Consider the following 22,975-nt stretch of genomic DNA (forward strand, 5'->3'; position numbering starts at 1 on the left):
AATTCACTCCGGGGCGAGCGGCATCACACCGCGCTGGCGCGGTGACCAGATCCGAGAGGATCATTGCCCCCGATCAGTAACGCCGTTATCGTTTTATAACGCCGTTATCGAACCTCGCAGGAGGGTGTTCGCCATGAGCAACCCGTTCACGCAGGGCAACTACGCGCCGGTCCGGCAGGAGCACACCTGCACGGACCTCGCCGTCGTCGGCGAGATCCCCGACCACCTGGACGGCCGGTACCTGCGCAACGGCCCCAACCCGATCTCCGAGATCGATCCGGACACCTACAACTGGTTCATGGGCGACGGGATGGTGCACGGCATCCGCCTCCGCGACGGGAAGGCCGAGTGGTACCGGAACCGCTGGGTGCGCTCGCCCGCCGCCGCGAAGGCGCTCGGCGAGCCGCCGCGCCCGCAAAACCCCCGCGCCGGCCTCGGCGCCGTCGGCGCGAACACCAACGTCATCGGCCACGCCGGCCGCACCCTCGCCCTGGTCGAGGGCGGCGCGACGAACTACGAGCTGACCGACGAACTCGACACCATCGGCCCGTGCGACTTCAACGGCACGCTCCCCGGCGGCTACACCGCACACCCCAAGCGCGATCCCGAAACCGGCGAACTGCACGCGGTGTCGTACTTCTTCGGCCGCGGCAACACGGTGCAGTACTCGGTGATCGGGGCGGACGGGCGCGCCCGGCGCACCGTTGACGTGACGGTGACCGGCAGCCCGATGATGCACGACTTCTCGCTGACCGAGAACCACGTGGTGTTCTACGACCTGCCGGTGACCTTCGACGCGCGCCAAGCGGTCCAGGGCACCGTTGCGGCGTGGCTGCGCCGACCGGCCCAGCTGGTGATGTCCGCGCTGATCGGCCGCATCCGGGTGCCCGACCCGATCACCGCGCGGATGGGCAGCCGGATCCCGGCGAACCGGAGGTTCCCGTACCGGTGGAACCCAGGCTATCCGGCGCGGATCGGGGTGATGCCGCGCAACGGCGGCTCGCGCGACGTCCGCTGGTTCGAGGTCGGTGCGTGCTACGTCTTCCACCCGCTGAACGCCTACGAGACCGAGGACGGCATCGTGCTGGAAGTCGTCCGGCACTCGAAGGTCTTCGACGCCGAACTGCACGGCCCCACCGAAGGAAGCCCGACGCTGGATCGCTGGACGGTGGACCTGAAACGCGGCCGGGTGCGCGAAGAACGCCTCGACGACCGCACGCAGGAATTCCCGCGGGTGGACGAGCGACTGGTCGGCAAGCGCCACCGTTACGGCTACTCGGTCGGCGACGACACCCTGTTCAAGCACGACATGACGACCGGCAAGGCGGAAACCCGGAGCTTCGGCGAAGGAAACCAGGTCGGCGAGTTCGTCTTCGAACCGCGAACCCCGGACGCCGGGGAAGACGACGGAATCCTGATGGGTCTCCGCTTCACGGCGGCGGAACAGCGCAGCGACCTGCTCCTGCTCGACGCGGAAACCCTCGAAACGGTGGCGGAAGTCCAACTCCCGGACAGAGTCCCCAACGGCTTCCACGGCAATTGGGTCCACGCGGAGAACTGACTGCGGTTCCCCGGCAGTCGCCGACCACCGGGGGCTCCGGGATTCGCTTCGTAGCGCGCTAGTGGAGGGCGCTACCGGCCTTCCACTTGTCCCAGGACAGCGACCAGTCGCCGTAGGTGTCCCACACCGGCAACGCCGGACCACCGGAGTTGGTGACCTCGACGACGTCGCCGAGTCCGAAGTGGTCGAAGAACCACTGCGCGTTGGCCTGGTCGAGGTTGATGCAACCGTGCGAGACGTTGGCACTGCCCTGCTGGGCAACGCTGGCCGGGTTCTCGTGGACGAACTCGCCGTCGTTGGAGATGCGTTCGGCGAAGAACTCGTCGGACCGGTACGCGTTCGGATCGGGCGGGCACACCCCGTAGGTGCAGGAGTCCATCGTGTACTTCTGCTGCTTGTCCGAGATCACGTGCGCGCCGACGTGCGTCGGGGTGACGTCCTTGCCCAGGCTGATGGGCATCGTGTTGACGAGCTGACCGTTGTGGAAGATCTGCATCTGCTCGGTGTTGCCGTCCGCCTTCGCGATCCAGGAGTCGTGCACCGCGAAGTCGATGCTGCGGTCGGTCTGCCCGTACACCCCGCCGCCCAGGTCGACGCCATAGAAGTTGATCTTCAGCGAGACCTTCGTGCCCGGCTGCCAGTAGTTCTGCGGCCGGTAGTGCACTTCCTTGTCGGAAAGCCAGTACCAGCCCCCGGGCTGGTTGGGGGTGCTGCTGATCTGCAGCGCCTTCTCCGCGGCGGCGCGATCCTTGATGGAGTGGTCGAACCGGACGACGATGGGTTGACCGACACCCAAGTCGTGGGTCGACGGCGCCGGAACCACGCTCGGGTACGCCTGTGCCGTGGGGGCGAGCGTGTGGATCGCCTTACGCTCCGTGCTGGTCTTCCCGTCGCCGTCGACGACCGTCGCGGTCACGTCGTAGACCTTGTCGTAGGCGAGCACCTCGGTGGTGCGCCAGCTCGCCTGACCGTCCGCCATCTGCCCGGCGACCTGCTTGCCGTCGGGATTGGTCACGGTGACGGCCGTGAGCTTGCCGTTGCGGACCGACACGTCGATCGGCGTGGTCGGGTTCACCTGGTCGCCCCCGGCAGCCGTGATGGCCACGACCGGCGCGGGCTTGTGAGACTCGGCGCCCTCCCCGCCGCCTCCGGTCGGAGAGCACCCGGCCACCCCGATCAACGTCCCGAGAACAACACCTGCAACACACAGCCGAAAGCGGACGAATTGCCGCATATTGCCTCGTCTCATTTGCTCACCCCACCTATAAGCGTAGTTTCGCCTGCCACGAGCGGGTTACGGGGTGCGACAAGACAGGAACGGTGGGATATCGCATGGGGGTGATAAATCCGAATTGAATGGAATTGCCCCGTATTGAATTACCGGGAGTTTTTCGATCACGACCTTTCGTAACGTCTCGCGCCCACCGCAATGCCCACCGGGCCATACCACCCGTCCCGCACGCGGAAGTCCAGCCCCGCCCCCCCGTCTACAGCGGCTTCCAGGACAGCCACTCACGCGGAGACCTAGGACCGACCAGCGCATTTGTCCGGAGCAAGCGACCCCGAGAAGATCGACAGCGGAGTCTGCCTGAGGGGGTTGGCGTGTCCGGACTCGAAACAGCCTTCCTGCGGGTCGGCGGAACCGTCGTCAAGCACGTCGCCACGGCCTGGCTGACCAGGAGGAAGACCGAGATCCGCCGAGGCGCGGAGCTCACCGATCTGATCGCGCAGCGCTCCGGCGGGCTGCGCGAGCGGGACCGCCGCGCACTGCGCCGCAAGCTGGAGGAGGTCGGCGAGCTCGCCGGGGAACAGCTGGAAGAGCTGTGCGCGCGGGGATTCGCCGATCTGGCGGAAGGCGAACGCCTCGCCGCCCTCGACACGGTCGTGGACGCCCTCGCTGAGTCAGACCTGTCCGACGCCGTGCTCCTCGGCGTCGACCTGAATCCGATGTCGCTCGCCAAGCAGGTCCTTGACCAGGTGCCCGGCGCACCCGCCCGCGCCGGGCTCGGCGCGGGCGGGTGCGCAGGCGCTGTTCGACCGCGCCCTGGACCAGAGCTGCGTGCAGCTGGTGCACCTGGTCCGCGAGCTGCCCGAATACGACTCCCGCCTGGCCGAGGAGACCCTGCGACGCGCATCCGACGTCCTGTCCGGCATCGACCAGGTCCTGGAGCGATACCGGTCACCAGCCTGGACGCACCCGCCGGGGCCGACCACGACGAGCAGTTCCGCGCGACCGCCGACGTCTTCGACCGCACCTACGAGTCTTTCCCCGGACTGCGGCGGGTCCTGTTCAACAGGTGCTGGCTCACCGACCTGTCGCCGCTGGCCGGACGCGACATCCGGGTGGTCGTGGGCGCGAAGGACCGGGTCAAGGGCATTCCGCTGCTGAGACCCGGCACCGTCCGCCGGGTCTGACCGCAGGCAGGCTAGCCCGCCAGTTCGCGGAGGGCGGGGAGCAGCAGCCGGAGCGCTCGGCCCCGGTGGGAGTCGGCGTCCTTCTCCTCCGGGGAGAGCTCTGCGCTGGTTCGGGTTTCGCCTTCCGGGACGAAGATCGGGTCGTAGCCGAAGCCGTTGGCTCCGCGCTCCTCCCGGATCACCGTTCCTCGCCATTCGCCGCGCACCACGGTTTCCATACCGTCCGGCAGCACCAGCGCCGACGCCGAGACGAATGCCGCGCCGCGGCGCTCGTCGGGGACGTCCGCGAGCTGGCCGAGCAGGAGGTCCAGGTTCGCCTGGTCGTCGCCGTGCTTGCCGGACCAGCGGGCCGACAGGACGCCCGGCATGCCGTTGAGCGCGTCGACCGCGATGCCCGAGTCGTCGGCGACCGCAGGCAAGCCGGTGGCCTTCGCCGCGTCGGCGGCCTTCGCCACCGCGTTCTCCTCGAACGTCGCGCCCGTTTCCGGGGCTTCCGGGAACTCCGGGACGTCGGCCAAGCCGACGACCTCCACGCCCGTCACGCCCTCGGCTTCCAGGATTCGGCGGAGTTCCACCAGCTTCTTCTGGTTTCGGGTGGCCAGCAGGACGCGGGTCATGCGGCGCTCCCCGGCAGCTCACCCGGGTAGGGCTCGGCCAACGCCGCGGCCTGGAGCTGGGCGAGCTTGGCGCAGCCGTCCAGCGCGAAGTCGATCATCTTGTCCATCGTGGACCGCGTGTAGGTGGCGCCCTCGCCGGTGCCCTGCACCTCCACCAGGGTGCCGTGGTCGGTGGCCACCACGTTCATGTCCACCTCGGCGCGGGAGTCCTCCTCGTAGGGCAGGTCCAGCCGCACCCGGCCGTCCACCACGCCGACGCTGACCGCGGCGACCGAGCAGGACAGCGGCTTCGGGTCGGACAGCCGACCGGCCGCGCCCAGCCACGTCACCGCGTCCGCCAGCGCCACGTAGGCGCCGGTGATCGCGGCGGTGCGGGTGCCGCCGTCGGCCTGGATCACGTCGCAGTCCAGCGTGACGGTGTTCTCGCCCAGCGCCGCCATGTCGATGCAGGCCCGCAGCGAGCGGCCGATCAACCGGCTGATCTCGTGGGTGCGGCCGCCGATGCGGCCCTTCACCGACTCGCGAGCGCTGCGGGTGTTCGTCGAGGACGGCAGCATCGCGTACTCGGCGGTCACCCAGCCCAGCCCGGAACCGGTCCGCCAGCGCGGCACGCCATCCTGGACGCTGGCCGCACACAACACCCGGGTCTTGCCGAATTCCACCAGCACCGACCCGGCCGGCCAGTCCTGGTATCCGCGCGTGATCCGCACCTCTCGGAGCTCGTCGTCGCTCCGTCCGTCAGCTCGTGCCACGCCCCAACCCTAAGCCCGCCCGGCCCCCGCCCCGCCGACCACCCCTGGCACCCGGCCGGACGAACCGGGCACGCCGCGTCGGCGCGGGACGGCGATTACGCTCGAAAGTGGCGAACGCCGATTTCGTACACGGTTACCGGTTTTAGTCCGGGCAGGTATCCCACTCGCGCCCCAAACGTCCACAGTTCCATTCCCCCGGGGCGGCGCCGCTGCGGCACGACTACCTGCGAGAACCAACTCCGCGCCTCGTCATCGCCGTGCGCGGCGCACGGTCGGCAGCGCTGCGGCGAACGAACGCAGCCACCCGTCGGCCGTGTTGAGCGCATCGGCGTCACAGGCACACCGAAGCGCGAGGGGATCGTCCACGACGGCCGACTGTCGCAGAGGCGACGCCGCGACGCAGCCGAATATCCGTCAGATGTCGTACGTTGCGTCGGCGACGACGAGCTCGGCGGGGCCGTCGAAGGCAGCCTTCGCCTCGGCGAGGATCGCGTCGCGATCCGCCCACGGCACGATGTGCGTGAGCAGCAGGCGGCGGGCCCGGGCCGTTTTCGCCACCTCCGCCGCTTGGCGCCCGGACAGGTGCACGCCGTCCGGCGCGTCCGGGAAGTCCGCCCAGGACGCTTCCGACAGCAGCGCGTCGGCGTCCGCGGCGAGTTCGGTCAGCTGCGGGCACGGCCCGGTATCGCCGGTGTACGCCAGCACCTTGCCCCCGGCCGCCACGCGGAAACCCCACGCCGGGCACAGGTGCGCCATCGGCACCGCCTGCACCTCGAACGGCCCGATGCGCACCGGCTCCGCGGAAATCGGGATGAACTCGAACACATCCGACAGATCGGTCTCGGCGAGCTCGGCCGCGTTCGGCGCGTAGAGGGCGGCGAGCCGCTCCGGCGCGTTCTCCGGAGCGATCACCGGCAACGGGCGCTCGGTCGCGTCGTACGGGGGCTTCGGGTGGTAGCGGCGCAGCACCGCCAGCGCACCGAAATCCGCGCAGTGGTCGGGGTGCAGGTGGCTGAGGAGCACCGCGTCGAGCTGGAAAGGGTCGATGAACCGCTGCATCGCGCCGAGAGTGCCGTTGCCGAGGTCGAGCGCGATTCGCGTGCCGCCGGACTCCAGCAGGTACCCGGACGACGGCGAATCAGGGCCGGGAAAGCTGCCGGAACAACCGAGGATCGTCAGCTTCATGCGATCGAGCTTGACACGGTCAGAGGCCGAACGGCATCGGCCGCCAGTGCCGGGCCGAGGAACCGGGCCGCCAGCCGGGCAAACCGGTCTGGTGCGCCGGTGGCGCTGAACTCGTGCTCGGGCACGGCTTCCGGGGCTGCGAGCAGGTCGTTCTCGGTAAGCACCCGCAGCACGTCCTTGGCCGTCTCCTCCGCGCTGGACACAAGCGTCACCTGATCACCCATCGCGAGCTGCAGCACCCCGGTGAGCATCGGGTAGTGCGTGCAGCCGAGCACCAGGGTGTCGACGTCGGCCTGCTGCAGCGGGTCCAGGTAGCTCTGCGCCAGGCCCAGGATCTGGCGGCCGCTGGTGATGCCGCGCTCGACGAAATCCACGAAGCGCGGGCATGCCACCGTGGTGACCGTGATGCCCGGGGCGACGTTGAAAGCGTCGTCGTAGGCGCGGGACATGATGGTGGCCTTGGTGCCGATCACGCCGATCCGCCCGTTGCGGGTGGTCGCCACCGCTCGCCGCGCCGCGGGCAGGACCACTTCGACCACCGGGATCTGGTAGCGCTCCCGGGCGTCACGCAGGCACGCTGCCGACGCGGTGTTGCAGGCGAGCACCAGCATCTTCACGCCCTCGTCCACCAGCGAGTCGGTGATCGCGAGGGTTCGGGCGCGGATCTCCGCCAGCGGCATCGGACCGTACGGCGCGTTGGCCGTGTCGCCGACGTAGTGCAGCGTTTCAGCAGGCAGCTGGTCCATGATCGCGCGGGTCACGGTCAGCCCGCCGACGCCGGAGTCGAAGATCCCGATCGGTGCGTCAGTCACCCGGCCAGTTTGCCAGGCTCGGATCCGGCGGCCTGCCCGCGCGTGCTGCGCGCCACCAGCCAGGCCGCGAGCGCCCCGCCCAGCGCGCCGAACAGGTGCCCCTCCCAGGAGATCCCGACCTGGCCGGGCAGCACTCCCCACAACATGCCGCCCCAGTAGAAGAACAGCGCGACCGCGACCAGGATCTGGGCGAAGCTGCGCTGGAAGAAGCCGCGCAGCAGCAGGAAAACCATCCAGCCGAAGATCACCCCGGACGCGCCGACGTGCACGCCGGGCGCCCCGATCAGCCAGGTGCCGACGCCGCCGACGATCCAGACCGTCGCGGTCACCGCGATGAACTGCCGCAGCCCACCGGCTAGCACCAACCAGCCGAGCACCAGCAGCGGCAGCGTGTTGGCCCACAAGTGCCCCCAGCCGGCGTGCAGCAACGGCGCCCACAGGATGCCGTCCAGGCCGCTGACGTCGCGTGGCACGATGCCGTTGGCCTCGAGAGCCGCTGCGGGGTCGGCGACGTCGAAGAACTCGATGCCGTAGAGCACCGCGACGGCGATGAGCATGCCCACCGCGGCGCGCAGCGGGTTCTGGGGCAGCACTCGCGCCTGGCGGCGTTCAGGCAGTCGGTTCACACCAATGAGGCTACGCGGCGGAGACCCCACTGGTCTCCGGGATGACCCTGAGTTTCGCCTCCGACCGCACTTCACCCCGGGCAAGCCAAGATCAACAAGGCGTACCCCGGTAAGGTTCCCGATCGTTGTGCTTCTTACCCGGAAAGGTGACTTGTGCAGGTCGACATCGCGGTACCAGCGGGGGCGCGGTCCGGACAGGCACCGACCTGGGACGTCGGCACCGACACACTGCTCTGGACCGATGCGCCCGCCCACACCGCGCACCGCTACGTCCCCGGGCACACCGATCACGTGATGGGTCTGCCGCAGCAGGTCGGCGCAGCGAAACCGCGCAGCCGCGGCGGGCTGGTGCTGCACCTTGCCGAAGGCATCGCCCTGTTCGACGCCGGCGGTGAGCAGCGCACCTGGCTGGTCTACTGGGCTCGCGACGGCGTCCGGGCCGGAGCGACCATGATCGACCGCAAGGGCCGGTTGTGGGCCACGACGGTGGGCGAAGGCGGCTGGCTGGCCCGCGTGACGGCGGACGGCGCGGCGAACATCGCGGTGCCGGGCCTGGTCGCCGGACATGGCATCGCTTGGAGCCCGGACGACACCCGGATGTACCTGTCGGACGGCACGGCGCGGCGCATCGACGTGCTGGACTTCGGCCTCGTCGCCGGTGCGGCCAGCAACCGCCGGGCGCTCGTCGACGTCGACGGCGAACCGGGCGGGCTGTGCATCGACGACACGGGCCGGATCTGGGTCGCGGTGCGCGACCGGGGCGAAATCCGCTGCTACACCGAGGAAGGCGAGTTGGCGCAGACGATCCCGCTGCCGGCCCGGTGCCCGACGGACTGCTGCTTCGGCGGCCCGGACCTGACGGACCTGTACGTCACCACGGCCCGCGACGGCCTCCTGGACCCGACCGAAGCGGACGGAGCACTGCTGGTCGCCCCGAACATCGGCACCGGAAACCGCCCCTACTCCTTCACCGGCTGACGCCCAGCCAGCCTCGTTCACCGCAGTCTCAATTGAAACGGGCTACTAATCCAGGAAGGGTGTCCTGCGGCACCCCTCGACTGTCCGGTGTGGACAAACAGAAGTGACACGCTCGAACCAGCGATGGGTGTGTGCAACCAATGCAGCTTCGACGTCCTTGAGCGCGACTACTCCACACGGAGAGGCATAATCGAGGATCATCGAAGATACAACGGCAGAAACCAACAATGACGCCCCGGTGCCACGCACCGGGGCGTCATGCATTCAGCGGTCGAATCGACCCTGCTGCACCGCACGAACGAACGTCGATACGTCGACACTCAAGGTCGGACCGTACGGGTCTTTCGAATCACGGATTGCGTCTAACCTGGTCGTTAGCTCGATACAATTTCCATTTGCATGTGAGTAACTGGACTTTTGCCATTTGTAATTAATCATCGCTCACCTCCTCCCAATGCGCTGAAGCCTTGGCAATAAATTCAAGCGATTCCCCCGTCTCCATCGCAATATCGTCAAGCCATCGAATGGCTTTGCGATACTCATCTACGTCATGCTTTGCGTGTATGAACGCGCCCGAACTGTGGTGTTCAAAGTGAACGACGGGGGATGAGTCGGAGAACTCATAAAACACGAACGGACCAGCAAGACCTGGATGCCATCCGACTTGAATTGGAACGATGCGCACTGCAACATTTGGACGCCTCGCAAGATCGCTGAGATTTGCAAGCTGTTCAAGCATCGTTTCGCGGTCACCAATCGGAACAGATAGCGCGACTTCGCCGATGTAGGCACAGAACTCAACTGGGTTGCGTCGGGTAATAACTTCGCCGCGACTCGCGCTCAACATGACGCGAAGCTCGGTGTCATTTTCCGAAAGTCCGCTAGCTTTCTTTATTGCTCGCGTGTATTCGAGTGTTTGTAGCAGGCCAGGAACGGCCATAGGTATCCACTCAACAATCGACGTAGCCGAACGCTCGCATTCGATGACACCCGCGAGTTGTTGAGGAATACCGTTTAGCCCAACCGTGAGCCAATTAGGTTCATGGACATTGCGAACAAGATCGAGAATCCGATCACGATCTTCCCCTGCTACGCGTAGCGTGCCGAGAATCGCAGCTACTGCTTCGATCTTCGGTACACGCTTGCCCGTCTCCCAGTTCGATATTTCTACGTGCGTATAGCCGACTTGGCGAGCAAGCTCTCGTACACCCACCCCGGACGCTGTTCGGACCTCCCGAAGGGCAGCAGACAACGCCCTTGCACGCGGTGTACCAGCGGTAGCAGGCATGTAACACATCCTATCGGCCGTTTCGGCTTGATTGATCACCCGTTTTGGTAGTGGTGGTGCTTGAGCGCTACCAGACACCATCGAGTGCTACCAGGGGAACGGAAGCACTACCAGGGTTGGAGGTAGCATGACCAACGCGCCCAGCTTCTCAGATGGACCGTCCGGGGTAGACGACGGCACTATGCCAAGTCACAGCGCCGTTTCTGGTCCACCTGGCCCAGCTGTTCCGCCCGGCCAGATGCCCGAGGGTATCGGCGTGCGGTGGTTCCGCTATAAACATGGCGTCGTAGGTGAGTCGAAACGTGTCCTGCACTGCGCGGAAGAATCTAGGGATGGCACGGTGACGTCCGTGTCTGGGGAGAAGTTCCGACGCGTGCTGGTGGAGGTGTGCGAGGAGGGTGACGGGGCAGCGTGCGTTCCCTGCCTGCTAGTCGTTATTTCCAGAGCTGATCGACCGGCCGATATGCCACCCGTGGTGAGTCAGGTTCCGGCCGACACGCTTGCTGTGATGCTTGCCGAAAGCCAATGGGCCATCAGCGATGCACAGTTCAATATCGTGCGGGGGGACTACCCCCTAGCGAATCAGGTAGTGCTAGCGGATAAATTGCGGCGGCTCTCCCATGTACTTCACGTTCGGGCGCATGCCATGCGATCAGACGGGGGCACCGGGTGAGCGGATCGGGCTTGTCCGGACCAGCTCCCGCGATGGAAGGGGACGCGTGTCTGCCTGGGGTCCGGGTGGTTTGGACTGACCATCTCGGGTATGCACACGAACGCAAGCCCGGCACCATCGCGACGTCGCGATGCGGACGCAACATGGGCAAGTCCAATACGCCACCTTTCGTGAGACCGTGCCGCGACTGCATTGAAGAGGCATTGCGGGAAGAGTCACCCTCCGAAATGGCTATCGGACGGCATAGACGTACCGCATGACCCCAGACACGGCCCGGTGCCGGTCGACACTGGATATCCAAATGTCGTGCCCCCCGGCCCGCCGGCCGCATCCACCGTGATTTCCTCATTTTCATACTAGTACGAACGGTTTTAATGTAGTGCGAACGTCTCCGCAAAGATTCAGCACGGACAAATTGATCAATCTCACCAAGGAAGAGAGGGACGTCATATATTGCATCGCCTGCGAACTTACCGACAATGAAATTGCGATGCGGTTGCACATCGCGAAAGATACCGTAAAGTCCCGATTGGGTAACATCTACCGCAAGTTTAATCTACGCAACCGAGTCGGCGCCGTGATTCTGGGGTACGAGCTCGGAATCCTCAAGCCGTCACATGCCGAGCAATTCAGAAATGCCGAAAATTCGCCGAGTGGCCATACATCCCGCATATGCCTGCCGGTCCGCCAACAAGACATGAAAGAAATCGAAGCTTTAGCGGATCTTCTTGCCAGGCGCATGAAAAAACATCTCCACACTGAGGCCATGAGCCGACAATGGGAACAAACGAGAAGCCGATCCTAGTCGCGACCCCGCCACCTGTGCGATGCCCCTGCACCACAGGTGCGGGGCATCGTCCGCACACCGACACACCCCGCACCACCACGGCAACGGCAACGGCAACGGCACGAATGTTGTCACTGTGCGCCATGAGACGATTGTTTGAATGGAAATCGAAGGACCAATTTCCATTGAGCCTTTCATCCTGGTCGATCCGCAGCCGCGACGCCCGAAGTCCCACGACGCGAGATCGTCGCATGCACCGAAGGCGCATACCACCCTCGCAGCTAGCACCGCGGGTTCTCAGCGGTCTTTTGCGCAGGACAGCCCGGACGTCGCGGATCGGAAAACGCCCATTGAAATCGATGACCTGGATGCGTGAAGGGCACCTGCTGCCGTTACAACTGGGTCAGAGGTGCCCTTCAGTCGTCAGAGCTCGATGTCGCCGGAGGCGGGTCAGGCCCAGAGTTGGCCTTCGAGGCGTTGGGCCGCTTCGTCGATGGTGCCGCTGTAGGCACCCGTCGACAGGTACTTCCAGCCCGCGTCCGCCACGATGAACGCGATGTCGGCCGACTCACCGTCCGCCGCCGCCTTCTCCGCGATGGTCAGCGCCGCGTGCAGCACCCCGCCGGTGGAGATGCCGGCGAAGATGCCTTCGCTCTCCAGCAGCTGGCGGGTCCGGCGCAACGCGTCGTAGGAGCCGACGGAGAACCGGCGGGTCAGCACGTCCGGGTCGTACAGCTCCGGCACGAACCCCTCGTCGAGGTTGCGCAGGCCGTAGACCAGCTCGCCGTAGCGCGGTTCGGCCGCCACCACCTGCACGTCCGGCTTCTGCTGGCGCAGGTAGCGGCCCACCCCGACCAGGGTGCCGGTGGTGCCCAGCCCGGCCACGAAGTGCGTGACGGTCGGCAGGTCCCGCAGGATCTCCGGGCCGGTCGTGCGGAAGTGCGCGTCGGCGTTGGCCGGGTTGCCGTACTGGTAGAGCATCACCCAGTCCGGGTTCTGCTGGGCCAGTTCCTTGGCCACCGCGACCGCCTGGTTCGACCCGCCGGCCGCGGGCGAGGAAATAATCCGCGCCCCGTAGGCCTGCAGCAGCTGCCGGCGCTCCTCCGAGGTGTTCTCCGGCATCACGCAGACCAGGCCGTAGCCCTTGAGCTTGGCGGCCATAGCCAGCGAGATCCCGGTGTTGCCGGAGGTCGGCTCCAGGATCGTGCAGCCGTGGGTGAGCCGGCCTTCCTTCTCGGCCGCCTCGATCATGGCCAGCGCCGCCCGGTCCTTGATCGAACCGGTCGGGTTGCGGTCCTCCAGCTTGGCCCACAGCCGGACGTCCGGTGCCGGTGACAGGTGCGGCAACCCCACCAGCGGGGTGTCACCGAGCGCGTCCACCAACGAGTCGTAACGAGCCACGGTGCGCCTCCTCCTTGCCCTCTACCTGCAAAGGATGTCTTCTGCTTTCAAACGGCGCAGCCGCTTGGCCAACCTTGCGATCGGCACCGCCGCGGGTTCCCAGACGTCTTCTCGCGAGGACAGACCCAGCGCCGCTGTTCGGCATGCACAGGTCGGGGATCCCGGAATCGAGAAGGCGTCTGAGGTTCCGCTACCGGCACCGCTTCGCGAAGCGGGTCCTCGGACGGCGCTTAGCGCATGCCGCCGGCGACGGCGGGCAGGATGGTGACGCTGTCGCCGTCGGTGACCTTGGCTTCCAGACCGCCGGCGAAGCGGACGTCCTCGTCGTTGACGTAGACGTTGACGAAGCGGTGCAGATTGCCTTCCTTGACCAGACGGTCCTTCAGGCCGTTGAAGTTGCTGTCGAGGTCATTGATCACCTCGGCCACGGTGTTGCCCGCGGCCTCGACGGACTTCTGGCCGCCGGTGTGGGTGCGCAGGATGGTCGGGATCGAAACGTTGACTGCCATGAGGAACCTCCTGTCCACGAAGGACTTTCGTTGGGAACGGGACGCGAACACGGGTGGGCGAGCCGCAGCTCAGTCGAGGTCTGGAACCTCGTCGGCACCGGTGTGGGCGAACATGTACGACTCCACGACCTCCACCGGCTCTTCGGTCACCTGACCGTCGAGGATCCGGTAGGAACGCAGCTCATGGGTCTTCGGGTCCCGGGTGGACACGAGCACGTAGTGCGCGTTGGGCTCCGAGGCGTAGGAGACGTCGGTGCGCGACGGGTAGGCCTCGGTCGAGGTGTGCGAGTGGTAGACGACCACCGGTTCCTCGCCGCCTGCGTCCATCTCGCGCCACACCTTCAGGTGTTCACCGGAGTCGAACCGGTAGAAGGTGGGCGAGCGCTCGGCGTTGATCATCTCGATCAGGCGCGTCGGGCGGTCCGACCCTTCCGGGCCGGCAATCACGCCGCACGCCTCGTCCGGGTGGTCCCGTCGGGCATGCGCGACCATCGCATCGACCAGGTCGCGTCGGATCACCAGCACAGCAACCATCCTAGTAGTTGAGGCACCGGCCTCCCACGATGTGGAAAAATTCTCGCACCGGTGCGGCTTCGTCGGGCGAAACGCAGGTACACGATGATTCATTCCCGCGCCGAGGGGTAGAGCCGCGTGTAGGAAGTCACCTCATCGACCGGTTCCGCAGCCAGCACGCCGCGCACGATCGCCCGCGCCACGACATCCGCGGCGACCGCGCACACCGCGTCCAGCCGCGCCGCCCAGCCCTGCTCCCCCGGCGCGGGCAGGGCAGCTCCGGTGCCGGTGGCCAGCGCGAACATCGTGTCGCCGTCGACCAGCAGGTGCGCGGGCCGGACCGCGCGGGCCAGCCCGTCCTGCGCGGCGACCGCAAGCCGCCGACACTCGGCCTTGGACAACTCCAGGTCGGTGGCGACCACGCCGATCGTGGTGTTGAGCGGCCGGTCGATCGGGCCGTGCCGGCCCTGGCGCTTGCCGAACAGCTGCCGACCCGCCTCGACCTCGGCGGGATCGGGCGCGCGTAGCCCGGCCGTCGGGATCCACGGCCGCCCGGTGTCCGGGTCGATCGCAGACCCCGCGGCGTTGACCGCCACCAGGGCGCCGACGGTGGTGCCGTCGTCCAGCACGGCGCTGGCCGTGCCGATGCCGCCCTTGACGGTCCCGACCACGGCGCCGGTGCCCGCGCCGACGTTGCCCTCCCGGGTATCGGTGCGGCTCGCGTTCTCGCAGGCCCGGTGGCCGAAGCCGGCGTCGGGCCGGTTGCCCCAGTCGCCCATCGGGACGTCGAAGATCACCGCGCCCGGCACCACCGGGACGACGTGCTTCGGGTCGGGGCCGACCCGCACGCCGTGCCCCCGATCGCCTAGCCAGCGCATTACCCCGTCGGCCGCAGCCAGGCCGTAGGCGCTGCCGCCGGTGAGGACGATGCCGTGCACCTTCTGCACCAGGTGGCTCGGTTCGAGCACGTCCGTTTCCCTGGTTCCCGGGCCGCCGCCGCGGACGTCCACCGCCGCCGTCGCCCCCTCCGGCACCAGGACCACGCTGGTGCCAGTCGCCCAGTGCTCGTCGAGCCGCTGCTCGTGCCCGACCCGCACACCGCCGACGTCGACGATCGCATCGAGCGCTCCCGGCCAGGTCATCCGGCAGGCTCCTCTCCTTCGGGGTCGTGAGTGTTTCGGGCAGCTGTGACAGCCCAAAAGCACTCACGAGTCACGTACCAACCACACACATCGCTGGCATCACGTTAACCAGACGTAAAGGAATCGCCGCCGTTCTTGTTGTCGCCCCGCCGCCTCCGCACTGTGAGTCCGTTCACTACGAGGAGGATGGATGTCAACTGAGGTGCACAGCCGCGACGATGCGGCTCGCTCCGGTGGCGAGCGCAGGGTGGTCGCCAACGTCATTCGCGGCTCGATCGGCAACTTGATCGAGTGGTACGACTGGTACGCCTACACCGCGTTCAGCGTTTACTTCGCGGCGGCGTTCTTCCCGAAGGGCGACCTGACCGCCCAACTGCTCAACACCGCGGGCGTGTTCGCCATCGGCTTCCTGATGCGCCCCCTCGGCGGCTGGCTGCTCGGCCGCTACGCGGACCGCTTCGGCCGCCGCGCCGCGCTCACCTTCTCGGTGACGCTGATGGCCTGCGGCTCGCTGGTGATCGCGCTGACGCCGAGCTACAACACGATCGGGCTCGGCGCCCCGCTGCTGCTGGTGTTCGCCCGGCTGGTGCAGGGCATCTCGGTCGGCGGCGAGTACTCGACGTCGGCGACTTACCTGTCCGAGGTCGCCACTGCGGGCAAGCGCGGCTTCTACTCCAGCTTCCAGTACGTGACGCTGGTCGCCGGGCAGCTCACGGCACTGGGCGTGCAGATCGTGCTGCTCCTGGTGCTCAGCAACGAGCAGATGGAGTCGTGGGGCTGGCGGATCGCGTTCGTGATCGGCGCGATCGGCGCGCTGGTCGTGATGTGGCTGCGCCGCGGCATGGACGAGACCGAGAGCTACAAGAAGACGAAGACCTCGGAGGGGAACCAGTCGCGCGGCACCGTGAAGGCGCTGCTGCAGCACCCCAAGGAGTGCCTGCTCGTCGTCGGCCTGACCCTCGGACACGACGTACCTGCAGAAATACATGGTGGCGACCTCGGGCATCGACAAGGGCACCGTCGCCTGGATCAACTTCCTGGCGCTGCTGGTGTTCCTGTGCCTGCAACCGCTGGCGGGTGCCTTGTCGGACCGCATCGGGCGCCGCTGGCTGCTGCTGGCCTTCGGGGTCTGCGGCAGCGTCCTGACCGTGCCGATCATGACGCTGCTCGGCTCGACGCAAAACCCGGTGGCGGCGTTCGCGCTGATGCTGGGCGGCCTGGTGATCGTCACCGGCTACACCTCGATCAACGCGATCGTGAAGGCCGAGCTGTTCCCGACCAACATCCGCGCGCTCGGCGTCGGCCTGCCGTACGCGCTGACGGTGGCGATCTTCGGCGGCACCTCGGAATACGTGGCGCTGTGGCTCAAGCAGGCGGGCATGGAGCAGGTGTTCTTCTGGTACGTCTCGGGCTGCGTGCTGATCTCGCTTCTGGTGTACCTGCGGATGCGCGAGACCTCGAAGGACTCCCGCCTCGACCGGTGACCTAGCGCGTGGCCGTACTCTGAACGGGGTTTCGGAGGTGGCCGGTGCGCGTGCTTCTCGTCGAGGACGACGACGGCGTGGCCAACGCGCTCGTCGAAGTCCTCGCCGCGCACGGCCACCGGCCCACCCGGGTGTCCCGTGGCGCCGACGCGCTGACCCGCCACCGGGAGCACGACCTGGTGCTGCTCGACCTGGGCCTGCCGGACGCCGACGGCCTCGACGTGCTGCGGAAGCTCCGCCGGATCGGGCCGATCCCGGTGGTGGTGCTGACCGCCCGCGGCGAGGAGCGCATGGTCGTCCGCGGCCTGCGTTCCGGCGCGGACGACTACCTGGTCAAGCCGGTGCGGATGGCGGAGTTGCTGGCCCGGATCGAGGCAGTGGCCCGGCGCGGTCGCCTGCCGGGCGCGGTCGCCGACGAGGTCCAGGTCGGCGAGGTGCACGTCGATCTGCGGACCCGCCAGGTGCGGGTCGACGGCCGCGATGTGGAGCTGACGCCGAAGGAGTTCGACGTGCTCGCGGTGCTGGCGGGCGAGGCAGGCAGCGCGGTTAGCAGGCAGCGCCTGATGGACGAGGTCTGGGGCGACGCCTACCTGGCGGTCTCCCGATCCCTGGACGTGCACATCGCGCAGCTGCGCGGCAAACTCGGCCGCCCCGAACTGCTGGTGACGATCCGCGGATTCGGCTACCGCTTCGGGGCCTGATTCCGCCGCTCGGTCCGGTCGGCGTGGAAAGTACGGTTGAGCAGCTGGAATCTCCTGGACGGCGTGGGGGCTGATGCGCAAGCGACTGTTGTTGGTGCTGCTGACCTTCTCGGTCCTCGCGGTCGCCGGGTTCGCCGCTCCGCTGCTGCGCGCCACCGCCGCGGAGCGGACGCAGCAGCTGGTGCTGGCCCGCACCGCCGACCTGGACCGGTTCGCCGCGCTCGCCGACCACGCCTTCAGCACCGGCGACACCACCCAGCTGATCGCCGAGGCAGGCCGCTACACCGAGCTCTACGGCGAGCCGCTCGTGGTGGTCGACGCGAACCGAGCGCCGGTGGTGGAAACCGGCGGGATGCACGCCGCCGAGGTGGCCGAGTCGATCGACAAGGCGCTGCGCAACGAGCTGGCGGGGCCGGTGCCGTGGCTCCAGCCGTGGTCCGGGGGAGAGTTGGTGCGGTACCGGCCGGTCGGCGACGGCATGGGGGTGACCGGTGCGATCGTCCTGCGCGCCTCGGTGCAGCACGCGACGCGGGACATCGCCGGGGGGTGGGCGCTGATCGCGGCGGGCGCGCTGAGCGCTCTGGCGGTGTGCGGGCTGCTGGCGCTGGTGCTGGGCCGGTGGATCCTGCGGCCGTTGGCGGAGCTGCGGGGCGGGGTGCGGGCGGTGGGCGCCGGTTCGCGCCGCTCGCGGGTGCCGGAGGACGCCGGCCCGCCGGAGCTGCGGGAATTGGCGGTGTCGTTCAACCGGATGTCGGAGGCGGTCGCGGACGCCGAGGAGCAGCAACGGCGGCTCGTCGCGGACGCGTCGCACCAGCTGCGCAACCCGATGGCCGCGCTGCGCCTGCGGGTCGATGCGCTGGAACGGCGGATCACGCCGGAAGGTGCGCAGACCTACCGGTCGACCCTGGACGAGGTGGACCGCTTGGAGTCGCTGCTGGACCGGCTCCTGGACCTGGCCACCGCCGATCGCGAACCTGCGGAGTCGGCAGTGGAGCCCTGCGAGGTGGATGTCGTGGTGGCCGACCGGATCGAGGCGTGGCGATCCGCCGCCGAGGCGGCCGGGATCCGGTTCGCAGAAGCCCGGCTGGACCCAGGCGAGGCGGACCTCCCGGCGGAAGACCTGGCGCAAATCCTCGACATCCTGCTGGACAACGCCATCAAGTACGCCGGGCAGGGGGCGACCGTGTCGGTGACCTGCGAGGCCGGCCCCGGCAGCTGCGCGCTCACCGTCAGCGACACCGGCCCGGGGCTGTCCGGCGAGGAGATATCCCGCGCCGCGCAGCGCTTCTGGCGCGCCGGGCGGCATCGCGGCAGCCGCGGTTCCGGGCTCGGGCTGGCAATCGCCGACCGCCTGGTGACAGCTCGCGGTGGCTCGCTGCGCATCGACCCCGCCCAGCCGCACGGCCTGTCGGTTCGACTGGAACTGCCGTCGCGGGAGGACACGTGATGCGCCGCCGAACCCTGCTCACGCTCGCCGGTGCCGGGCTGCTCAGCGCCTGCACCGGGCAGACGCCCGAGCGAACGATCCGCATCGCCGCCGGCGAGCCCGGCGGGTTCTACACCGCCTTCGCCAGGCAGCTGGCCGCCGAGGTGTCGGCAACCGTGCCGGGCATGCGGATGGCGGTGTCGAGCAGCCAGGGCAGCGTCGCGAACGTCGAGTTGCTGCGCGACGGGCAGGCCGATCTCGGCATGGTGCTCGCCCACACCGCCGCGGCGGCGCAGAACGGCGACCTCGGCCCGCGGATTCCACTGCGCGCCTTGGGCCGGGTTTACGAGAACTACACGCAGCTGGTCGTGCTGGCCGACAGCCCCGTGCACAGCATCGATGACCTGGCCGGACGCCGGGTTTCGATCGGTGCCCCGAAGTCCGGTACCGCGATGCTCGGGGCCAACCTGCTCGCGAAGCACCGCGGGGTGCACAGCGAAGCGCTGCCGCTGGAAGACGCGATCGCGGCGTTGGAGCGCCAGCGGATCGACGCGCTGCTGTGGTCTGGCGGACTGCCGACGCCGGTGCTCAAGACGCTCGACGACCGGGTCGGCATCCGCTTGCTGCCGCTGGACACGACGGCGGCCGGCTGCGCTCCGATGTGCGACCCGGTCGTGGTGCCGCCCCGCGCTTACCGGCACACCGGCGGAGTCCCCACGGTCGGGGTGCCCAACATCCTGGCCTGCACCCCGGAACTACCCGTGGACCTGGCCGAAGCGGTCGTCCGGATCCTGGTGCTCCGCGCGCCGTTCCTAGTCCCGCAGGAGACGGTGGGCACCCAGTTCCTGGACGTGCGCAACCTGATCGGCACCGGCGCGGTACCGCTGCACCCCGGCGCCGAACGCGCCTACCGCGACCTCCACGGCTGAAACCGCAGGGGTTAGACGTGTACTGGGGATCCCGGACCCGAGAAGCCCTCTGAGGTTCCGTCACCCGCAACGCGACGCGGAACGAGCGAGACAGCCCCTCATCAGGCCATCAAAGCGCCGACGAGGCTGTCTTGGACCCAGGTGAGCCACTGGTACACGCCTAGGTGCTCGCGGCGCATGTCGTCGTCGGGCACCTCGTCCGGCATGTCTTCCGCCACGTCCAGCGCCGTGCCCAGCGCCAGCCGGACGTCGTTGAGCGCCGCCAGCCAGCCGTCGGCCTGCTCGCCGGTCAGTTTGATCCGGCCGCCCTCAGGTGGGCAGGTCTCCAGCACCAGCGCGGCCACCCCGGCCTTGGCCTCCAGCAGCCCCGGCTCGTGCAGCGACCGCATCGCCCCAGTCGCGTCCGACTCTTCCTCGTCGGTCTCGCCGGTGATCGGGTCGCGCCGGTAGAAGTCCGGCAGGAGCCTCGCCAGCACGCGGTCCTCGGGCGGCGTCGTCGGCCCGGTGCGGATGCCGGTCAGCTCTGCCAGCTCGTCCTTGGGCGCCTCGTCGGACCGGGCGGCGAGCATGTCCTTGATCTGCCCCACCAGACCCCGGATGACCGCGGCTTCCTGCTGCGACAGCTCGGCCTGCACGTGACCGTTCTTGCGGGTCCAGCCTTCCACTCAGGAATCCTTCTGCATCGTCGCCCACAGGCCGGCGGCGTGCAGCTTCGCCACGTCGCCCTCGACCTTCTCCTTGGAGCCCGAGGACACCACCGCCTTGCCCTTGTGGTGCACGTCCAGCATCAACTTCGTCGCGTGATCCCGGGTGTAGCCGAAGATCTTCTGAAGCACGTAGGTCACGTAGGACATCAGGTTGACCGGGTCGTTCCACACCACGGTCACCCACGGCTTGTCCTCGGTACCGAGTGCGTCCGGTTCGAGTTGCGCGCGCTCGATTTCAGCGGGCGAGGTCATGTCTCCATCGTCGCACGCGGCCGTCACAGCAGTGTCGACCGCACGGGCAAACCCGACACACGCACTGGGTTTGCGCCCACTTCCGCCATTCGGCACCCGTGCGTCCGGCGAGCGGCGTTCGACCACACGCGACGCCGGGAACCCCGAATCCGGTGTTCCGCCAGGTGACCACCCAAGCGCACCCCGGCCCGCACTATTTAGTCTCAGCGGCATGAGCTCTCCGACGGGCAGCACCGCGCTGTTGACGGACCAGTACGAGCTGACGATGCTCGCCAGTGCGCTGCGGGACGGCACCGCGCTCCGCCCGTGCACCTTCGAGGTGTTCACCCGACGCCTGCCGGACGGCCGGCGCTACGGGGTCGCCGGGGGCACCGGCCGGATGCTGGACGCGATCGAGAACTTCCGGTTCGGCGCGCCGGAACTCGAACAACTCGCCGCCACCCGCGTCGTGGACGACGCGACCCTGGAGTGGCTGCGCGGCTACCAGTTCCAGGGGCAGGTCGACGGTTACCCCGAGGGCGAGCTGTTCTTCCCCGGCTCGCCGCTGCTGACCGTGCGCGGCACGTTCGCCGAGGCCGTGGTGCTGGAGACGCTGATCCTGTCGATCCTCAACCACGACAGCGCCATCGCGGCCGCGGCGGCGCGGATGGTGTCGGCGGCCAACGGTCGCCGGATGATCGAGATGGGCTCGCGGCGCACCCACGAGGAGTCGGCCGTGGCGGCGGCGCGGATCGCCTACCTCGCCGGCTTCACCGCCACCTGGGCGGGCCGCCGCTACGGCATCCCGACCGCGGGCACCGTGGCGCACGCGTTCACCCTGCTGCACGACTCCGAGCGCGCCGCCTTCGAATCCCAGATCGCCTCGCTCACACGACGCTGCTGGTCGACACCTACGACATCACCCGCGGCATCGAGCTGGCGGTGGAGATCGCCGGGACCGGCCTCGGCGCGGTCCGGATCGACTCCGGCGACGTCGGCGTGCTCGCCCGGCAGGCCCGCGACCAGCTCGACCGGCTCGGCGCGACGGGTACCCGGATCGTCGTCTCCGGCGACCTCGACGAGTACGCCATCGCCTCGCTGCGCGCCGAACCGGTCGACGGCTACGGGGTGGGCACCGCGCTGGTCACCGGCTCCGGCGCGCCGACCGCCGAGATGGTCTACAAGCTGGTGGAGGTCGAGGGCCGCCCGGTCGCGAAGCGGAGCTCGCACAAGACGTCGCGCGGCGGCCGCAAGGCGGCAGTGCGGCGGCACAAGGAAACCGGTACCGCGGTGGAGGAGGTCATCTTCCAGATCGCACCGGGTGCCGCCGAGCCGGTGCTCGGGCCGCACGACCGCTTCCTGCAGATCCCGCTGATCCGCGACGGGAAGCGGGTCGACGACGTGCCGACGCTGGAGGACGACCGGCAGCGGCTGCGGCACGCGCTGGTGACCCTGCCGTGGGAGGGGCTCAAGCTATCGCACGGCGAACCGGCCATTCCGACGGTCTTCCACGAGGCTTGAGCCCGGCGCTTCCCGCAAGGCCCGGTGGCGCTTCAGAATTGCGGTAACGGCGGCGAGGGGGTCGTGATGACCAAGGCTTTGATCATCGTGGACGTGCAGAACGACTTCTGCGAGGGCGGATCGCTCGCGGTGGCCGGCGGCGCGGGCGTGGCGACGGAGATCTCGCGGTACCTCGCGGGGTTCGACCACGACCACGTGGTGGCAACGCGCGACTACCACATCGATCCCGGTGCCCACTTCAGCGACGAGCCGGACTTCGTCCGCTCCTGGCCGCGGCACTGCGTGGCGGGCACCCCCGGCGCGGCGTTCCACCCAGAGCTGGACGTGGGCCCGGTGGAGGCGGTGTTCTCGAAGGGCCAGTACAGCGACGGCTACTCCGGTTTCGAGGGCATCGACTTCCGGGACCGGCCGCTGCGCGACTGGCTCGCCGACCACGGCGTCCGCCGGGTCGACGTCGTGGGCATCGCCACCGACCACTGCGTCCGCGCCACGGCGCTCGACGCGGTCCGATCCGGCCTGGACACCACGGTGCTGCTGGAGCTGACGGCAGGTGTGTCCCGCGAAACGGTCGACGCGGCGCTGTCGGCGCTGGACTCCGAGGGCGTGAACCTCATCGGCGAACCGGTGGTCCGGTAGCCGAGGCGGGTCGGGTGGTGCAGCCCTGCGGCGAAATCCCGAGGGTCTTCGAAAAGCTCGCGCGACGCTACGAACTCCGTG

The 22,975-nt window shown here is 68.4% G+C and carries 23 protein-coding genes and 2 pseudogenes; 11 read left to right on the plus strand and 14 right to left on the minus strand.

The features are described 5' to 3' along the window. Window positions 1-133 precede the first annotated feature (133 nt). Entirely contained in the window at window positions 134-1,561 is a 1,428-nt protein-coding gene (locus tag SSPN_RS0108895; RefSeq protein WP_029535127.1) for a carotenoid oxygenase family protein, read from the plus strand. A 58-nt stretch (window positions 1,562-1,619) separates the two neighbouring features. Here SSPN_RS0108895 and SSPN_RS0108900 read toward each other — a convergent pair whose 3' ends face one another. Continuing rightward, entirely contained in the window at window positions 1,620-2,795 is a 1,176-nt protein-coding gene (locus SSPN_RS0108900) for a L,D-transpeptidase (protein WP_044572752.1), read from the minus strand. A 368-nt stretch (window positions 2,796-3,163) separates the two neighbouring features. Here SSPN_RS0108900 and SSPN_RS63230 point away from each other — a divergent pair, with 368 nt between their 5' ends. Next, window positions 3,164-3,976 (plus strand): NACHT N-terminal Helical domain 1-containing protein, encoded by an 813-nt coding sequence (locus SSPN_RS63230; RefSeq protein ID WP_010693724.1) that lies wholly within the window; start codon window positions 3,164-3,166, stop codon window positions 3,974-3,976. A gap of 11 nt (window positions 3,977-3,987) precedes the next feature. On the opposite strand, the gene rdgB is transcribed toward SSPN_RS63230, so the two are convergent. The 5 genes from rdgB to SSPN_RS0108930 all read right to left on the minus strand — a co-directional run bounded on the left by rdgB (window position 3,988) and on the right by SSPN_RS0108930 (window position 7,935). After that, window positions 3,988-4,593, minus strand: a complete 606-nt coding sequence (rdgB, locus tag SSPN_RS0108910) for an RdgB/HAM1 family non-canonical purine NTP pyrophosphatase (RefSeq protein ID WP_010693726.1) — start codon at window positions 4,591-4,593, stop codon at window positions 3,988-3,990. Next, a complete protein-coding gene (rph, locus tag SSPN_RS0108915) occupies window positions 4,590-5,345 on the minus strand; it encodes a ribonuclease PH (protein ID WP_029535128.1) in 756 nt (251 codons plus the stop codon). The genes rdgB and rph overlap by 4 nt, the downstream gene beginning before the upstream one ends. Window positions 5,346-5,759: 414 nt before the next feature. After that, on the minus strand, window positions 5,760-6,530 hold the full coding sequence (locus tag SSPN_RS0108920) for an MBL fold metallo-hydrolase (protein WP_010693729.1): 771 nt from the start codon (window positions 6,528-6,530) through the stop codon (window positions 5,760-5,762). Further along, the gene (murI, locus tag SSPN_RS0108925; RefSeq protein ID WP_010693731.1) at window positions 6,527-7,342 is read right to left on the minus strand and encodes a glutamate racemase; all 816 of its coding nucleotides are present in this window, start codon (window positions 7,340-7,342) and stop codon (window positions 6,527-6,529) included. The genes SSPN_RS0108920 and murI overlap by 4 nt, the downstream gene beginning before the upstream one ends. Beyond that, window positions 7,339-7,935, minus strand: a complete 597-nt coding sequence (locus SSPN_RS0108930) for a rhomboid family intramembrane serine protease (protein ID WP_010693733.1) — start codon at window positions 7,933-7,935, stop codon at window positions 7,339-7,341. Before SSPN_RS0108930 ends, murI begins: the two co-directional genes overlap by 4 nt. A gap of 186 nt (window positions 7,936-8,121) precedes the next feature. Here SSPN_RS0108930 and SSPN_RS0108935 point away from each other — a divergent pair, with 186 nt between their 5' ends. After that, window positions 8,122-8,946: an SMP-30/gluconolactonase/LRE family protein gene (locus SSPN_RS0108935; protein ID WP_010693735.1), complete on the plus strand. Its 825-nt coding sequence runs from the start codon at window positions 8,122-8,124 to the stop codon at window positions 8,944-8,946. Between the two features lie 264 nt (window positions 8,947-9,210). Here the strand turns inward: SSPN_RS0108935 and SSPN_RS50670 are convergent, their stop codons facing one another. After that, window positions 9,211-9,384, minus strand: coding sequence for a DUF397 domain-containing protein (locus SSPN_RS50670; protein ID WP_010693737.1), 174 nt, complete (start codon window positions 9,382-9,384; stop codon window positions 9,211-9,213). Continuing rightward, entirely contained in the window at window positions 9,377-10,243 is an 867-nt protein-coding gene (locus SSPN_RS50675) for a helix-turn-helix domain-containing protein (RefSeq protein WP_337466343.1), read from the minus strand. Before SSPN_RS50675 ends, SSPN_RS50670 begins: the two co-directional genes overlap by 8 nt. A 1,079-nt stretch (window positions 10,244-11,322) precedes the next feature. On the opposite strand from SSPN_RS50675, the gene SSPN_RS50680 reads away from it, so the two are divergent. Further along, window positions 11,323-11,712 (plus strand): helix-turn-helix domain-containing protein, encoded by a 390-nt coding sequence (locus SSPN_RS50680; RefSeq protein WP_158309541.1) that lies wholly within the window; start codon window positions 11,323-11,325, stop codon window positions 11,710-11,712. Between the two features lie 142 nt (window positions 11,713-11,854). Further along, window positions 11,855-12,070, plus strand: a complete 216-nt coding sequence (locus SSPN_RS54460) for a hypothetical protein (RefSeq protein WP_143539488.1) — start codon at window positions 11,855-11,857, stop codon at window positions 12,068-12,070. A 74-nt stretch (window positions 12,071-12,144) separates the two neighbouring features. On the opposite strand, the gene SSPN_RS0108940 is transcribed toward SSPN_RS54460, so the two are convergent. The 4 genes from SSPN_RS0108940 to SSPN_RS0108955 form a co-directional block, all read right to left on the minus strand. Next, a complete protein-coding gene (locus SSPN_RS0108940; protein WP_010693742.1) occupies window positions 12,145-13,095 on the minus strand; it encodes a PLP-dependent cysteine synthase family protein in 951 nt (316 codons plus the stop codon). Window positions 13,096-13,325: 230 nt separating this feature from the next. Beyond that, a complete protein-coding gene (locus SSPN_RS0108945; protein WP_010693744.1) occupies window positions 13,326-13,604 on the minus strand; it encodes a MoaD/ThiS family protein in 279 nt (92 codons plus the stop codon). Between the two features lie 69 nt (window positions 13,605-13,673). Further along, window positions 13,674-14,129, minus strand: coding sequence for a M67 family metallopeptidase (locus SSPN_RS0108950; protein WP_010693745.1), 456 nt, complete (start codon window positions 14,127-14,129; stop codon window positions 13,674-13,676). A gap of 98 nt (window positions 14,130-14,227) precedes the next feature. Continuing rightward, window positions 14,228-15,259 carry a P1 family peptidase gene (locus SSPN_RS0108955; protein ID WP_010693746.1) on the minus strand — a complete coding sequence of 344 codons (1,032 nt, stop codon included), beginning with the start codon at window positions 15,257-15,259 and terminating at the stop codon, window positions 14,228-14,230. A gap of 190 nt (window positions 15,260-15,449) precedes the next feature. Here SSPN_RS0108955 and SSPN_RS43140 point away from each other — a divergent pair. The 4 genes and pseudogenes from SSPN_RS43140 (at window position 15,450) to SSPN_RS0108975 (ending at window position 19,799) form a co-directional block, all read left to right on the plus strand. Further along, window positions 15,450-16,743: pseudogene (locus tag SSPN_RS43140) on the plus strand (MFS transporter). 44 nt (window positions 16,744-16,787) lie between these two features. Continuing rightward, window positions 16,788-17,444 carry a response regulator transcription factor gene (locus SSPN_RS0108965; protein ID WP_010693747.1) on the plus strand — a complete coding sequence of 219 codons (657 nt, stop codon included), beginning with the start codon at window positions 16,788-16,790 and terminating at the stop codon, window positions 17,442-17,444. A 73-nt stretch (window positions 17,445-17,517) separates the two neighbouring features. Beyond that, window positions 17,518-18,891, plus strand: coding sequence for a sensor histidine kinase (locus tag SSPN_RS0108970; protein WP_010693748.1), 1,374 nt, complete (start codon window positions 17,518-17,520; stop codon window positions 18,889-18,891). Then, entirely contained in the window at window positions 18,891-19,799 is a 909-nt protein-coding gene (locus SSPN_RS0108975) for a TAXI family TRAP transporter solute-binding subunit (protein ID WP_010693749.1), read from the plus strand. The genes SSPN_RS0108970 and SSPN_RS0108975 overlap by 1 nt, the downstream gene beginning before the upstream one ends. 101 nt (window positions 19,800-19,900) lie before the next feature. Here SSPN_RS0108975 and SSPN_RS0108980 read toward each other — a convergent pair whose 3' ends face one another. Together SSPN_RS0108980 and clpS are read right to left on the minus strand one after the other, a co-directional pair. Beyond that, window positions 19,901-20,464: a DUF2017 domain-containing protein gene (locus tag SSPN_RS0108980; protein WP_010693750.1), complete on the minus strand. Its 564-nt coding sequence runs from the start codon at window positions 20,462-20,464 to the stop codon at window positions 19,901-19,903. Continuing rightward, window positions 20,465-20,758 carry an ATP-dependent Clp protease adapter ClpS gene (gene clpS, locus SSPN_RS0108985; protein WP_010693751.1) on the minus strand — a complete coding sequence of 98 codons (294 nt, stop codon included), beginning with the start codon at window positions 20,756-20,758 and terminating at the stop codon, window positions 20,465-20,467. A 211-nt stretch (window positions 20,759-20,969) separates the two neighbouring features. Between clpS and SSPN_RS43145 the strand changes: the two are divergent. Together SSPN_RS43145 and SSPN_RS0108995 are read left to right on the plus strand one after the other, a co-directional pair. After that, window positions 20,970-22,258: pseudogene (locus tag SSPN_RS43145) on the plus strand (nicotinate phosphoribosyltransferase). Window positions 22,259-22,324: 66 nt separating this feature from the next. Beyond that, the gene (locus tag SSPN_RS0108995; protein WP_010693752.1) at window positions 22,325-22,894 is read left to right on the plus strand and encodes a nicotinamidase; all 570 of its coding nucleotides are present in this window, start codon (window positions 22,325-22,327) and stop codon (window positions 22,892-22,894) included. Window positions 22,895-22,975 lie beyond the last annotated feature (81 nt).

This window comes from Saccharopolyspora spinosa NRRL 18395 (assembly GCF_000194155.1).
GTDB classification, from domain to species: domain Bacteria; phylum Actinomycetota; class Actinomycetes; order Mycobacteriales; family Pseudonocardiaceae; genus Saccharopolyspora; species Saccharopolyspora spinosa.

Excerpts from the sequence above, each read along its gene's own strand:
- SSPN_RS0108895 (WP_029535127.1), top strand. The coding sequence starts at position 134 with ATGAGCAACCCGTTCACGCAGGGCAACTACGCGCCGGTCCGGCAGGAG.
- SSPN_RS0108900 (WP_044572752.1), bottom strand. The coding sequence starts at position 2,795 with ATGCGGCAATTCGTCCGCTTTCGGCTGTGTGTTGCAGGTGTTGTTCTC.
- rdgB (WP_010693726.1), bottom strand. The coding sequence starts at position 4,593 with ATGACCCGCGTCCTGCTGGCCACCCGAAACCAGAAGAAGCTGGTGGAA.
- SSPN_RS0108920 (WP_010693729.1), bottom strand. The coding sequence starts at position 6,530 with ATGAAGCTGACGATCCTCGGTTGTTCCGGCAGCTTTCCCGGCCCTGAT.
- SSPN_RS50670 (WP_010693737.1), bottom strand. The coding sequence starts at position 9,384 with ATGATTAATTACAAATGGCAAAAGTCCAGTTACTCACATGCAAATGGA.
- SSPN_RS50675 (WP_337466343.1), bottom strand. The coding sequence starts at position 10,243 with ATGTGTTACATGCCTGCTACCGCTGGTACACCGCGTGCAAGGGCGTTG.
- SSPN_RS54460 (WP_143539488.1), top strand. The coding sequence starts at position 11,855 with ATGGAAATCGAAGGACCAATTTCCATTGAGCCTTTCATCCTGGTCGAT.
- SSPN_RS0108945 (WP_010693744.1), bottom strand. The coding sequence starts at position 13,604 with ATGGCAGTCAACGTTTCGATCCCGACCATCCTGCGCACCCACACCGGC.
- SSPN_RS0108955 (WP_010693746.1), bottom strand. The coding sequence starts at position 15,259 with ATGACCTGGCCGGGAGCGCTCGATGCGATCGTCGACGTCGGCGGTGTG.
- SSPN_RS0108970 (WP_010693748.1), top strand. The coding sequence starts at position 17,518 with ATGCGCAAGCGACTGTTGTTGGTGCTGCTGACCTTCTCGGTCCTCGCG.
- SSPN_RS0108975 (WP_010693749.1), top strand. The coding sequence starts at position 18,891 with ATGCGCCGCCGAACCCTGCTCACGCTCGCCGGTGCCGGGCTGCTCAGC.
- clpS (WP_010693751.1), bottom strand. The coding sequence starts at position 20,758 with ATGACCTCGCCCGCTGAAATCGAGCGCGCGCAACTCGAACCGGACGCA.
- SSPN_RS0108995 (WP_010693752.1), top strand. The coding sequence starts at position 22,325 with ATGACCAAGGCTTTGATCATCGTGGACGTGCAGAACGACTTCTGCGAG.